This window comes from Micromonospora cynarisoli, from assembly GCF_030518815.1.
GTDB classification, from domain to species: domain Bacteria; phylum Actinomycetota; class Actinomycetes; order Mycobacteriales; family Micromonosporaceae; genus Micromonospora; species Micromonospora wenchangensis.
The window spans coordinates 7,159,923-7,173,589 of record NZ_CP130426.1 but is presented as its reverse complement, the minus strand read 5'-3'; the positions used below and the strand labels follow the sequence as shown (position 1 = coordinate 7,173,589).

Genomic DNA, 13,667 nt, shown 5'->3' with positions numbered 1-13,667 from the left:
CCGCCGGTGTCCCGACGGCCCGCTCCCGGGTGGATCAGATGCTGCGGAGGTGGATCAGATGATGCTGACGCCGTAGACGCTCAACGGCTCGGTGACCGGCTGGAAGTAGGTGGTGCCGCCGGAGGTGCAGTTGCCGCTGCCGCCGGAGGTGAGGCCGAGCGCGCTGGTGCCGGCGAAGAGCGAGCCGCCGCTGTCGCCCGGCTCGGCGCACACGGTGGTGCGGATCAGGCCGGAGACCGAGCCCTCGGCGTAGTTCACCGTGGCGTTGGTGGCGGTCACCGAACCGCTCTTGACGCCGGTGGTGCTGCCGGAGCGGCGCACGCTCTGGCCGACGTAGGCGTTGGCGGCACCGGTGACGTCCTGGTAGCTGCCGTTGTAGAGGTAGACGTTGCCGGTCGCGTTGGCGGAGTTGCTGTGCCTGACGATGCCGTAGTCGTTGCCCGGGAAGCTGGTCCCGGTACGGGTGCCGAGCACGGAGGTCTGCCCGGAGTTCGAGTACCAGGTCGAGCCGATGTTGGTGCAGTGCCCGGCGGTCAGAAAGAAGGTCTGGCCGGCGCTGTTGCGCACGTTGAAGCCGAGCGAGCAGCGACCGCCGCCGGTGTAGATCGCCTGACCACCGGAGATCCGGGTGCTGAGCACACCGGCCTCGGCCTCGACCCGGACGGCGCCGCCGGTGCGCGCGGCGGCGGCCTTGACCCGCGCCAGCTTGGCGCCGGTGACGGTGCTGTCGACCGAGACGACGACCTGGTTGGTGACCGCGTCGGTCCACCAGGCGGTGCCGGGGATCTTCGCCGAGCGCTCCAGTTCGGCGGTGGCGGAGCGCAGTTGGGCCGCGCCCCGGGTGACGAGCTTCGCGGTGGCGCCGGCGGCGCGGACCTGCTTGGCAGCGGCGGTGTCGGTGACCGCGACGATCATCCTGCCGCTGGCGTCGGCGTAGGTGCCGGCGGCACGGTCGCCGAGGCGCTCGGCGAGGCTGGCGGCGGCGTCGGGGGATGCGGGCGAGGCGGGGGCCGCCTGGGCGGGGGCACCCATGAGCGCGCCGGTGACCAGGGTTCCGGCCATGGCGACGGCGGCGGCGCGGCGGAGTGAGGACCTCGTGGGTCGCATGTAACAACCTCCGGGAGGGGGTGACGGGCGGCGTCACGGAGACGCGCCCGGGGACAACCCGGCCGACCTGGGGAAACCGGCCGAGTGACTGAAGTATTCACATATTTAAGATCGTAAGCAAGACATGAGTTTGCCCGGATTCACCCCACCAGCGGTTATGACGGTCAGGCAACACCGTGGATACATCTATGTCAGACCCCGGCCGGAGCGTCCCGCACCCCGCACCGCCCGGCGAGCCCCGGTCGGGCCGGGGAGAACCCGGCCGAGCGGAGACCCCGACCCGACCGGGAGGACGTCTCCGCCGGACGGCACGGCCGGGACGGGGAGCAACGGCGCGGTCGCCGCCCCTCACCGAGAGTCAGGAACGCTCACGGCCCACGCCCCGACGCCCGGTCGACAGGCACGCGAGGGTGGTCGCCCCCCGTGCTTCCGTGCCGTACTGAGCGGCAGGTCAGTACGGCGGCGGTCCGACGGCGGCGGGGCCGGACAGGGCGGGGCGGACGGCGGCGGGCAACGGGGCGTCATGCCCGTCGCGCGGTCACCGGCTGTCACCGGACGCCGGGGACGAACGGGTCATCCCGATGGCCGTGCCTCCGTCGACGCGGTCCCCGGGAAACGCGGAGGAGACCGGAACGACAGGTCCCCTCCACACGTCACACCGGACCGTCCGGTGCGGGCACGCGCCCACGTCCGCCGTCGTGGCGGGCGGGCGTACCCGGTCGTCAGGCGCGGGCGGCCAGCTTCGCGGCCCGGGCGTCGCGCTTCTCCTCGAACCGGGACGCCGCCTGCTCCAGGCCGTCCAGGTGGGCGGCGATCCGGTCCCGGGCGGCCTCGCCCTCGGCGTCCAGCCCGGCGACGTTGAACACGTCCCACTGGCGCAGCACCGGGGCGACCACGTCGTCGCGGTGCTGACGCAGGTCGTAGATCCCGGCCAGGGCGATCGTCACCGACTTGCGGGCGAAGCCCTCGATGCCGACGCCGGGCATCTGGAAGTCCTCCAGCACCTCGGCGATCGCCCGCATCGTCTGGTCGGGGGCCACCTCCAGGGCAGCCCCGAGCAGGTTGCGGTAGAAGACCATGTGCAGGTTCTCGTCGGCCGCGACCCGGCTCAGCAACGCCTCGCAGACCGGGTCGCCGGTGATCCGCCCGGTGTTGCGGTGCGAGATCCGGGTGGCCAGTTCCTGGAACGACACGTACGCCAGCGAGCGCAGCATCGACGAGTCGTGCGAGTTGCTGTAACCGGCGGTCATGTGCACCATCCGGGCCCGCTCCAGGGCCACCGGGTCGACCGCCCGGGTCACCGTCAGGTAGTCCCGGATGGCGGTGCCGTGCCGGCCCTCCTCGGCCGTCCACCGGCCCACCCAGGTCCCCCACGCCCCGTCCGGCCCGAACAGGCTGGCGATCTGGTGATGGTACGAGGGCAGGTTGTCCTCGGTGAGCAGGTTGACGATCAGCGCCGTGCGGGCCACCTCGGGCAGGGTCGAGTCCCCCTCCGACCACGCCTCGCCGCCGAGCGGGCCGTCGAAGGTGCGCCCCTCGCTCCACGGCACGTACTCGTGCGGGAACCACTCCTTGGCCATCGACAGGTGACGGTCGAGGTTCTTGGCGACCACGGGTTCGAGTTCGTGGAGCAGCGCGGTCTGGCTCAGTTCGGTCACAGGGGCCTCCCTACGGTGGCGTAACTTACGCCACCGTAGGTCCCCGTCGGCGTACGCGCCAGTAACCGGGCTCAACCGACCACCGGTGTCAGGTCCGCAGGCGGCGGCGACCACCGGTCCGCCACCGCGTCCACCTGCTCGCCCGAACGGATGTCCTTCACCTGGTGACCCTCGCCGCCCGGGAACCACACGTACGGGATGCCGCGCCGCTCGGCGTAGCGGATCTGCTTGCCGAACTTCGCCGCGGTCGGCGACACCTCCGTCGGCACGCCCCGCGAGCGCAGCGCCTCCGCCACGGCGTTGCTGGCCGCCCGCTCCTCCTCGGCGCCGACGGCGACCAGCACGCAGGTCGGCACGCTGCGCGAGATCGACAGCGCCTCGGCACCGAACAGCAGGCCGAGCAGCCGGGTCACCCCGATCGAGATCCCCACCCCCGGGTACGACACGCTCCCGGCGCTGGCCAGGTTGTCGTACCGGCCGCCGGAGCAGATCGAGCCGAACCGCTCGTAGCCGACGAGCTGGGTCTCGTAGACGGTGCCTGTGTAGTAGTCCAGGCCCCGGGCGATCCGCAGGTCGGCGACGCACAGCCCCGGCGCGTGCGCGGCGGCCGTCTCCACCACCGCGACCAGCTCGGCGACACCCTCGTCGAGCAGCGGATCGCGCACCCCCAGGGCGTGCACCGCGTCGGCGAAGGACGCGTCCGGCGCGGAGATCCCGGCCAGCGCCAGGCAGGCGTCGGCCTGCGCCGCGCTCGCCCCCGCCGTCTCGGCCAGCAGGTCGGCCACCTTCGCCGGGCCGATCTTGTCGAGCTTGTCGACCGCGCGCAGCGCCGCCTCCGGGTCGGTCAGCCCGATGCCCCGGTAGAAGCCCTCACAAATCTTGCGGTTGTTCACCTGGATCAGCACCGGCGGGATGGGCAGCGACCGCAGCGCGTCCCCGATCACCAGCGGCATCTCGGCCTCGTAGTGCGCCGGCAGGGTGTCCCGGTCGACGATGTCGATGTCGGCCTGGAGGAACTCCCGGTAGCGCCCCTCCTGCGGGCGCTCGCCCCGCCACACCTTCTGGATCTGGTAACGGCGGAACGGGAACTGGAGCTTGCCGGCGTTCTCCAGCACGTACCTGGCGAACGGCACGGTCAGGTCGAAGTGCAGCCCGAGCGCGTCGTCACCGGCCGGGCCGTCCGCGTCGGCCTGCAACCGGCGCAGCAGGTAGACCTCCTTCGAGGTCTCCCCCTTGCGCAGCAACTGGTCCAGCGGCTCCACCGACCGGGTCTCCAGCGGGGCGAACCCGTACAGCTCGAAGGTGTGCCGGATCCGGTCGAGGACGAACTGCTCGATCATCCGCTGCGAGGTGGTCCATTCCGGGAAGCCGGAGATGGGCGTGGGCTTGCTCATGACGTACTCCTTGCGGGTCCGCGCCGGGGCGCGGGGGATCGACAGGTCCGCGCTCGGCGCGGAGGAACGACTAGAGGCCGCGGGTGGGCGCGGCCGGGCGCGCACCGCCCGGGTCGGCCAGATCGGCGAGGTACGGGTTACGCGCCCGCTCCCGGCCGATGGTGGTCGCCGGGCCGTGGCCGGGCAGCACGACGGTGTCGTCGGCCAGCGGGAGGACCTTCTCCCGCAGGCTGGTCAGCATCCGGGGCATGCTGCCGCCCGGCAGGTCGGTGCGGCCGATCGAGCCGGCGAAGAGCACGTCACCGGAGAGGCAGAGCTGGTCGGCCTCCCAGGGCGAGCCGGCGCCGGGCAGCCGGAACAGCACCGACCCGCCGGTATGGCCCGGCGCGTGGTCGACGGTGACCTCCAGGCCGGCCAACGCCAGCGTCGCCCCGTCGGTCAGCTCCGCGACGTCGTCGGGCTCGGCGTACGGCAGCCGGCCGCCGAACAGCGCGGTGAGGTCCATCGAGAGCGCCTTGGTCGGGTCGGCCAGCAGCTCCCGGTCCTCCGGGTGCACGTACGCGGGGATGCCCCGCGCGCCGCAGACCGGCGCGACGGAGAAGGTGTGGTCGAGGTGGCCGTGGGTGAGCAGCACGGCGGCCGGGTGCAGGCGGTGCTCGGCGAGCACGGCGTCGAGCCGGTCGAGCACCCCGATGCCGGGGTCGACCACCACGCACTGCTCCCCCGGCGCGGTCGCCACCACGTAGCAGTTGGTGCCGAAGGCGTCCGCGGGAAAGCCGGCCACGAGCACGTCCGCTCCCCTTCCGTCTCAGTCGTCCGTCTCCTGGGCAGCCTAGTCGTCGGCGCGATCCGATATCCGCGCCCACCCGTACCACGGGCCCCGTACGGCACAGTGACGCACTTTGATAAACCCAGGCCGGCCCTCGTACACCACTTTCACAGCAGGTACCCGTACACTCTGGCGGGCGTGTGGCGTGGCGCACCCGCGGGCACGGCGGGCGCGAACGGCCCGACCGCCGGTGACGACCAGGGTAGAGGAGGGGAGCACGGGTGGCTTCCAGCAGGGACCGGCAGCGCAAGCTCGCGCGGGAGAAGCTCGACCGGCAGTTGGCCCGGCGGGCCGCCGCCGCCCGTCGGCGTCGACGTATCCAGGCCGGGGTCGGCGCGGCAGTGGTGCTGGTGCTGATCGTGGCCGGCGCGGCGTGGGGGCTGGGCGCGTTCGACCGGGAGCCCGAGCAGAAGGCCGCCGAGGACGTCTGCCTCTGGACGCCGCAGGACGCCGCCGCCAACACCAACCTCAAGGACGTCGGCACCCCGGCCACCAAGGATCTTCCCACCACCGGGGTACGCACGATGACCATCGACACCGACCAGGGCGGCCCGATCACCGCCGAGCTGGATCTCGCCGGCGCCCCCTGCGCCGGGGCGAGCATCGCCCACCTGGCCGGGGCGTCGTTCTACGACAACACCAAGTGCCACGAGATCACCGCCGAGGGGGCGTTGCGCTGCGGCGACCCGAGCGGCACCGGCCTGGGCGGCCCCAGCTACTCGTTCTACAACGAGAACGTCCCGACGGTGCCCGAGGCGAGCCCGTCGGCCAGCCCCGCCCCCGGGCAGCCGCCGGCCTACCCGAAGGGCACGGTCGCGATGATCGGCAACCCGCCGGGTGCCAACGGCAGCCAGTTCCTCGTCTTCTTCAAGGACTTCAGCCCGGCCCAGCCGGCGTACCCGGTCATCGGTCGGGTCACCGGCGGGCTGGACGTGGTCGAGAAGATCGGTGCCCTGCCGACCGTGGACAACGGGGCGGGCGCCAAGGTCAAGCCGAAGACCGACGTGATGATCCGCAAGCTCACCGTCGGCGAGGCGCAGGCCGCCCCGGCGCCAGCGACTGGTTCCCCGGCCGCGTCCCCGGCGGCCAGCCCGAGCGCCGGCTGAGCCGGCCCACAACCGTACCTGCGGCCCCGCCGCGCCAGAGAAAGCCCAGGAGGAGTGACCGTGACGTCCACGAGAGAGCGGCAGCGCGCGGCGGCGCGGGCCCGACTTGAGCGGGAGATGGCCGAGCGTTCGGCCAGGGCCCGCAAGCGCCGGCAGACGCAGGCGATCGTCGGGGCCGCCGCGATCCTGGTGCTCGTGGTCGCCGGCACCGTCTGGTTGGCGACCAGCCTCGGTGGCGACGACGACGACAGCAAGCAGCAGGCCGCCGGCACCGAGGGCTTCTCGCAGTGCGCCTACACCGAGACGCCCAAGGAGGGCCGGCCGGCGCAGGTCAAGGACGTCGGGCTGCCCCCGAACCAGCAGGCCAACAAGGGCACCCAGACGATGACGATCGACACCAACCTGGGCCCGATCGTCGCCAAGATCGACCGGACCAAGGTGCCCTGCACCGCCGGCAGCTTCACCCACCTGGCCAGCAAGGGCTTCTTCGACAACACCAAGTGCCACCGGCTGGTGACCGAGGGCATCAAGGTGCTCCAGTGCGGCGACCCGAGCGCGACCGGCAAGGGCTGGCGGCAGACCGACGGCACCGGCGGGCCCAGCTACGGCATGGCCGAGGAGAACCTGCCGACCGACAAGCGGCCCCCCTACCCGGAGGGCGTCATCGCGATGGCCAACTCCGGGCAGGCGGGCAGCACCGGCAGCCAGTTCTTCATCGTCTACGGCGACTCGCAGCTCGACCCGAACTACACCGTGCTGGGCACCATCACTGCCGGCATGGACCTGGTCAAGCAGGTCGGGGCCGCCGGCGACGACAAGGCGTACGCGCAGCAGGCGGGGGGTGGCCACCCCAAGAAGGAGGTCACCATCACCAAGCTGACGATGAGCGACATCGAGAGCTGACCCGCACCGTACGACGAAGCGCCCGCCGGCTGAGCCGGCGGGCGCTTCCGTGTCGGGTGCCTGCGGGGCGTGGCTGACGGTCAGGCGCCGGAGGTGACCCGGTAGGCGTCGAACACCCCGTCGACCTTGCGGACGGCGGCCAGCAGGTGCCCCAGGTGCTTCGGGTCGGCCATCTCGAAGCTGAACCGGCTCACCGCCACCCGGTCGCGGGTGGTGGTGACCGTCGCCGACAGGATGTTGACCCGTTCCTCGGAGAGCACCCGGGTGACGTCGGCCAGCAGCTTGTGCCGGTCGAGGGCCTCCACCTGGATGGCCACCAGGAACGTCGACGCGGAGGTGAGCTTCCAGCTGACCTCCACCACCCGCTCGACCTGGGCCCGCAGGTCCTCGGCGTTGGCGCAGTCGTCCCGGTGCACGCTGACCCCGCCGGAGCGGGTGACGAACCCGAAGACCGAATCCGGGGGCACCGGCGTGCAGCACCGGGCCAGCTTGATCCAGACGTCGCTGACGCCCCGCACCACGACCCCGGGATCGCTGCTGTTCTGCCGACTGTGCGGCGGACGGGTGGCGACGGCGGTCTCGGCGATGTCCTCCGCCGCGCCCTCCTCACCGCCGTACGCGGCCATCAGCTTCTGCACCACCGACTGCGCCGACACCTGGCTGTCGCCGACCGCCGCGTAGAGCGAGGCGACGTCGGCGAGGTGCAGGTCCCGGGCGATCGCCATCAACGCGTCGGAGGTGAGCATCCGCTGCAACGGCATGCCCTGCTTGCGCATCGCCTTGACGATCGAGTCCTTACCGGCCTCGATCGCCTCCTCACGCCGCTCCTTGTTGAAGTACTGGCGGATCTTGGTACGCGCCCGGGGGCTCTTGACGAAGCTCAGCCAGTCCTGCGTCGGGCCCGCCGTGTCGGACTTCGAGGTGAAGATCTCGATCACGTCGCCGTTGGACAGCGTCGACTCCAACGGCACCAGCTTGCCGTTGACCCGCGCCCCGATGCACTTGTGCCCCACCTCGGTGTGCACCGCGTACGCGAAGTCCACGGGCGTCGACCCCGTCGGCAGCGGGATGACGTCACCCTTCGGGGTGAAGACGTACACCTCCTGGCTGGACAGGTCGAACCGCAACGCGTCGAGGAACTCCGACGGGTCGGCCGCCTCCCGCTGCCAGTCCAGCAACTGCCGCAGCCAGGTCATCTCGTCGATGTGCGCCGGCGGACCGACGATCTGGGTGCCCTTGTGCTCCTTGTACTTCCAGTGCGCGGCGATGCCGAACTCCGCCGTGCGGTGCATGGCGTACGTGCGGATCTGCATCTCCACCGGCTTGCCGGTGGGCCCGATGACCGTCGTGTGCAACGACTGGTACATGTTGAACTTGGGCATCGCGATGTAGTCCTTGAACCGGCCCGGCACCGGCTGCCAGTTGGCGTGGATGACCCCCAGCGCCGCGTAGCAGTCCCGCACCGTGTCGACCAGGATGCGCACCCCGACCAGGTCGTAGATGTCGTTGAAGTCCCGCCCCCGCACGATCATCTTCTGGTAGATCGAGTAGAGGTGCTTCGGCCGGCCCGTCGTTTCCGCCTTGATCTTGGCGGCCTTCAGGTCGGTGCCGACCTTCTGGGTGACCTGTTTGAGCAGCGACTCCCGCTGCGGCTGGTGCTCCCCGATCAGCCGGAGGATCTCCTCGTACCGCTTGGGGAACAGGGTGCCGAAGGCCAGGTCCTCCAGCTCCCACTTGATCGTGTTCATGCCGAGCCGGTGGGCCAGCGGGGCCAGGATCTCCAGCGTCTCCTTGGCCTTCTGCTCCCGCTTGGGCGCCGGCAGGAAGGACAGCGTGCGCATGTTGTGCAGCCGGTCGGCCAGCTTGATCACCAGGACCCGGGGGTCCTTCGCCATCGCCACGACCATCTTGCGGATCGTCTCCGCCTTGGCCGCGTCGCCCAGCTTGACCTTGTCCAGCTTCGTCACGCCGTCGACGAGCAGGGTGACCTCGGGGCCGAAGTCGGCCCGCATCTGGTCGAGGGTGTACTCGGTGTCCTCGATCGTGTCGTGCAGCAGGGCCGCCACCAGCGTGGTGGTGTCCATCCCCAGGTTGCCCAGGATGGTCGCCACCGCCAGCGGGTGGGTGATGTACGGGTCGCCGGACTTGCGGTACTGGCCGGAGTGCCAGCGCGCGGCGGTGTCGAAGGCCCGCTGGAGCAGCCGGGCGTCGGCCTTCGGGTGGTTCTCCCGGTGGCTGGCGATCAGCGGTTCGAGGACCTCGCTGACCTGGGAGGTCTGCCACGGGGCGTTGAACCGGGCCAGCCGCGCCCGGACCCGACGACCGGTCGGGGCGTTGGAGAGCGCGAAACCGGCGCTCGGCGACGGGTCGTCGTCGAGCGACGACCCCACCGCCAGGCCGTCGGGCGTGCCGCCGACGTCGTCGCCGGCCCCCGTCGGGCCGGCCGCCGGATCGTTCTTCCGAGCGGTCACCGCGCCGTCAGCGTCGCCTGTCGGGTGCACCGTGCCCTCCACCGGAGGGACGACATCGTGGGACACCGGCCTCCTCACCGATCGCCGGGACCACGCCGGCCGTACGGCCGACGCCTGTCTTGCCGAACCGGCCGTCACGCCGGCGTGTTCCCCGCCGGCCGCCGTCGGGCCGATGGCACTGCCCGCCGGCCCTGCGGCCGGCACCTGACCACCGCCCGGACGGGTGACCGCCCGGTCAGCAATGGGCAATGCTACCCGCACGGTAGGTGCCGTGCCGCTCCGCCGGACGGTCCGTCCCAGGTCGGCGGGACGACCCAGGAATCAAACGGTCAGCAGGGCATGGACCGGACGCCCGGTGAGCCGCTCCCGCCCACCCAGGAAGCCCAACTCCAGCAGCACGGTGAACCCGGCCACCGTGCCGCCGGCCCGCTCGACCAGGTCGAGGGTCGCCTCGGCGGTGCCCCCGGTGGCCAGCACGTCGTCGACCACCAGCACCCGGTGCCCGGCGGTGAAGGCGTCCTGGTGCACCTCCAGCGTCGCCTCGCCGTACTCCAGGGCGTAGGAGGCCGAGTACGCCGGCCGGGGCAACTTGCCCGCCTTGCGCACCGGCACCACCCCCAACCCGGTGGCGTACGCGATCGCGGCGGCGACGACGAAGCCCCGGGCCTCGATGCCGACCACGATGTCGAAGCTGTCCCGCCCGTGGTGGTCGATGATCCCGTCGATCACCTCACGGAACACGTCGCCGTCGGCGAACAACGGCATCAGGTCCTTGAACATGACCCCGGGCTTGGGGAAGTCCGGCACGTCCAGCACCCGGCTGGCGACCAGCCGGGCCACCTGCGGGCCGCTGTCTCCGCGTACACCGGTGCTGTGGGTCTCCGTCACGGTGGTCGGCTCTCCTTCGATACGACGACGGCGTCCGTCACGCTGTTGGCACAGCATGGCGGACGCCGTCGACTCGACGTGTGGCGGGTCGCCCTGTCGGTCAGCGCCGCTTCGCGCCGCCGGGCCGGTTGCCGCCGCCCCCGGCGGGACGGCCGCCCCGGGCACCGGCCGACCGCTTGGCCGCCGGACGCGCGCCGACCTTCGGCGCGCTGCCGGCCAGGGCCGCCGCCTCCGGATCGATCGGCTCGTCGGTGGCCTCCTCGGCGGCGGCCTGCCGGGCCGCACCGCGCGGGGTGATCTCGCCCCGGGCGATGGCGCCCCGGCGGGCCAGCACCCGCTTGGTGTGCGCGTCGATCCGCGGGTCCTGGTTCTTGAGCAGCACCAGCAGCGGGGTGGAGAGCAGGATCGAGGTCAGGAACGCCATCGCCATACCGACGAACAGCACCAGGCCCAGGTCCTTCAGGGTGCCCGCGCCGAGCAGGCCGGCACCGATGAAGAGCAGACCGCCGACCGGGAGCAGGGCGACCACCGAGGTGTTCAACGATCGCATCAGGCTCTGGTTGAGCGCCAGGTTGGCCGCCTCGCCGTAGGTCTGGTTGTTGTTGGCGGTGATGCTCCTGGTGTTCTCCTGGACCTTGTCGAAGACCACCACCACGTCGTAGAGCGCGAAGCCCAGGATGGTGAGGAACCCGATGATCGTCGACGGGGTGACCTCGAAGCCGACCAGCGAGTAGATGCCGGCGGTGAGGATCAGGTTCATGAACAGCGAGATGATCGCGGCGACCGCCATCCGCCACTCGAACCGCAGCACCAGGTAGGCCGCCACCACCAGGACGAAGATGACCAGGCCGAGCAGCGCCCGGGAGGTGACCTGGCTGCCCCAGGCCTCGCTGACCTGGCTGCCGCTGATCTGGTCGGCGCTGATGCCGAACTCGTCGGCCATCTTGGCCTTGACCGCGTTGGCCTGGTCGGCGGTGAGCTGCGAGGTGCGCAGCTCGTAGTACTCGCCGCTGGTGCTGCCGACCTTCTGCGCGGTCACCACCTCGGCGCCGCCGCCCTCGGCCGCCAGCGCGTCGTCGACCTTGCGCTCGGCCTCGTCGAGGGTGCCGACGCTGGCCGGCACCTGGAACGAGTTGCCGCCGGCGAACTCGATGCCCAGACTGAAGCCGCGAATCGCGAAGCTGAGCACGGCGACCAGCACCAGCACCCCGGCGACGGTGAACCACAGCTTGCGCCGGCCGACGATGTTGAGACCGGCCTCGCCCCGGTAGAGCCGGGACGCCAGACCACTCTTAGCCATCTCAGGCCTCCTTGACGCGCGGGTTGCGGGCGGTGCCCGGCTCGGCCGAACGGGGTGGCAGCGCCCGACCGAGGCCGCTGACCCGTGGCGACAGGAACGCCGGGGTCCGGGCGAACATCGTCATGATCGGGTGTCGGAACAGGAAGACGACCACCAGGTCGAGCACGGTCGCCAGGCCGAGGGCGAAGGCGAAGCCCTTCACCGTGCCGACCGAGACGATGTAGAGGACCACGGCGGACATCAGGGTGATCGCGTTGGCCGAGATGATCGTCCGGCGGGCCCGGATCCAGGCCCGGGGCACCGCGCTACGCGGGCTGCGCCCCTCCCGGATCTCGTCCTTGAGCCGTTCGAAGTAGATGACGAACGAGTCCGCCGCCACACCGAGCGAGACGATCATGCCGGCGATGCCGGCGAGGGTGAGGGTGAAGCCGATCGACCGGCCGAGCACCACCAGCGCGCCGAAGACCAGCAACGCGGAGAGCACCAGGCTCAGGAAGATGACCGAGCCGAGCAGCCGGTAGTAGAAGAACGAGTAGATGATGACCAGCAGCATGCCGATGCCGGCGGCCAGCAGACCGGCCCGCAGGTGGCTGTCGCCCAGCGTCGCGGTGACGTTCTGCTGCTCCTGCGGCACGAAGGTGACCGGCAGCGCGCCGTAGCGCAGCTGGCTGGCCAGCGCGTTGGCCGACGTGTTGTCGAAGCTGCCGGTGATCTGCGAGTCGCCGGTGAGCACGCCCTGGATCTCGGGCGAGGAGACGATCTCGTTGTCCAGCACCACGGCCACCCGGCACTTGCCGTCCTGGCCCAGCGCCGTCTGGTCGCAGCCGCCGCCGGTGTTGTTGAACGCCTCCCGGGTCAGCTCGGTCCACTTGGACTGGCCGTCGCCGGTGAAGTTCAGGCTGACCACCCAGGTGCTGGCCTGGTCGAGGACCGCGTTGGCGTCCTTGACGTCGGTGCCGACCACCTTGGCCTGGTCGAGCAGGTACTTCGCCGCGCCACCCTCACAGGCGACCGCCTGCTGCTTCTCGTCCTTGATCGACGCGGGGGGCCGCTTGTCGAGCTGGGCGCAGGTGATGGTCGGCACGTTGAACTGCATCTGCGGGGTCAGTACCGCGACCTCCTGCGGGGAGAGCGCGCCGAACGGCTTGAACGTCTCCGCCAGGGCCGGGTTGGTGGTCAGGTCGGCCGGGGCCTGGAGCCCGCTCGCGGCGGCCCAGGCGGCCGCGCCGACCTTCTTCTCGACGGCCTTGCGCTGCTCCTCGATGCTCTGCGGCACCGGGGCCTCGCTGGCGCTGGGCGAGGCGGCCGGTGCGCTCGGCGAGGCCGACCCGGACGGGGTGGCGCTGGCGCTCGGCGCGGAGGCGCCGCCGCCCTGGCCACCGGCGCTCGGCGAGCCGGACACCGTCGGCGAGGCGCTACCGGAAGCCTTCGGCGACGCGCTCCCCGACGGGGCCGGCGAGGCGCTACCGGACGGGGCCGGCGACGCGCTGCCGGACGGGGCCGGGGCGGCGACCGCGCCGCTGCCGTCGGCGGCCTTGAGCACCTTGCGGAAGCGCAGCTCCGCGGCGCTGCCGACGTCGGTCAGGTCGCGGTTCTCACCGGGCAGGGAGATGACGATGTTCCGGTTGCCCTCGGTGACCACCTCGGCCTCGGCCACGCCGTAGGCGTTGACCCGGCTCTCGATGATCTGCCGGGCCTCCTCCAGGTTGGCCGACGTCGGGGGCTTGCCGTCGATGCTGTTGGTCGCCTCCAGCGTCAGCCGGGTGCCACCGATCAGGTCCAGGCCGAGCCGCGGCTCCAGCCGGTCCTTCCAGCCGCCGCTGGCACCGCCCGAGAAGAACACCAAGGAATAGAGGACGACGAAGATGAACCCGAGCACGGCGAGCTGCCGCCCGGGGCGCATCTGTCCCTGAGGTGGTGCCACGGCTGTCTGTCTCCCTGTAACGGTCGCGCCGCCGGCGCAGCGGCGACGAGGTCGGAGCGGGGTTCCCGCCCCGACGTGCTCTGCGCG

Annotated in this window: 10 protein-coding genes; 2 read left to right on the top strand and 8 right to left on the bottom strand. The window is 71.7% G+C overall.

Annotated elements, in window-relative coordinates:
• Positions 1–54: 54 nt before the first annotated feature.
• The 4 genes from Q2K16_RS31475 to Q2K16_RS31460 form a co-directional block, all read right to left on the bottom strand.
• Positions 55–1,107, bottom strand: coding sequence for a S1 family peptidase (locus tag Q2K16_RS31475; protein ID WP_302742221.1), 1,053 nt, complete (start codon positions 1,105–1,107; stop codon positions 55–57).
• A gap of 722 nt (positions 1,108–1,829) precedes the next feature.
• The gene (locus Q2K16_RS31470) at positions 1,830–2,765 is read right to left on the bottom strand and encodes an acyl-ACP desaturase (protein ID WP_302742220.1); all 936 of its coding nucleotides are present in this window, start codon (positions 2,763–2,765) and stop codon (positions 1,830–1,832) included.
• Positions 2,766–2,836: 71 nt separating this feature from the next.
• Complete coding sequence (hisS, locus tag Q2K16_RS31465; protein ID WP_302742218.1) at positions 2,837–4,159, bottom strand: histidine--tRNA ligase; 1,323 nt, start codon at positions 4,157–4,159, stop codon at positions 2,837–2,839.
• Between the two features lie 70 nt (positions 4,160–4,229).
• The gene (locus Q2K16_RS31460; RefSeq protein ID WP_302742217.1) at positions 4,230–4,949 is read right to left on the bottom strand and encodes an MBL fold metallo-hydrolase; all 720 of its coding nucleotides are present in this window, start codon (positions 4,947–4,949) and stop codon (positions 4,230–4,232) included.
• Between the two features lie 260 nt (positions 4,950–5,209).
• Between Q2K16_RS31460 and Q2K16_RS31455 the strand changes: the two genes are divergently transcribed.
• Complete coding sequence (locus Q2K16_RS31455; protein ID WP_302742215.1) at positions 5,210–6,094, top strand: peptidylprolyl isomerase; 885 nt, start codon at positions 5,210–5,212, stop codon at positions 6,092–6,094.
• 60 nt (positions 6,095–6,154) lie between these two features.
• Entirely contained in the window at positions 6,155–6,997 is an 843-nt protein-coding gene (locus Q2K16_RS31450; RefSeq protein WP_302742213.1) for a peptidylprolyl isomerase, read from the top strand.
• Positions 6,998–7,077: 80 nt separating this feature from the next.
• Here Q2K16_RS31450 and Q2K16_RS31445 read toward each other — a convergent pair whose 3' ends face one another.
• From Q2K16_RS31445 to secD, 4 genes are all read right to left on the bottom strand, one after another.
• Positions 7,078–9,510 carry a RelA/SpoT family protein gene (locus Q2K16_RS31445; RefSeq protein ID WP_211291471.1) on the bottom strand — a complete coding sequence of 811 codons (2,433 nt, stop codon included), beginning with the start codon at positions 9,508–9,510 and terminating at the stop codon, positions 7,078–7,080.
• Between the two features lie 279 nt (positions 9,511–9,789).
• Positions 9,790–10,356: an adenine phosphoribosyltransferase gene (locus Q2K16_RS31440; RefSeq protein ID WP_302742211.1), complete on the bottom strand. Its 567-nt coding sequence runs from the start codon at positions 10,354–10,356 to the stop codon at positions 9,790–9,792.
• 100 nt (positions 10,357–10,456) lie between these two features.
• Complete coding sequence (gene secF / locus Q2K16_RS31435) at positions 10,457–11,656, bottom strand: protein translocase subunit SecF (protein WP_302742209.1); 1,200 nt, start codon at positions 11,654–11,656, stop codon at positions 10,457–10,459.
• A gap of 1 nt (position 11,657) precedes the next feature.
• A complete protein-coding gene (gene secD, locus Q2K16_RS31430) occupies positions 11,658–13,580 on the bottom strand; it encodes a protein translocase subunit SecD (RefSeq protein ID WP_302742207.1) in 1,923 nt (640 codons plus the stop codon).
• Between the last annotated feature and the right edge of the window lie 87 nt (positions 13,581–13,667).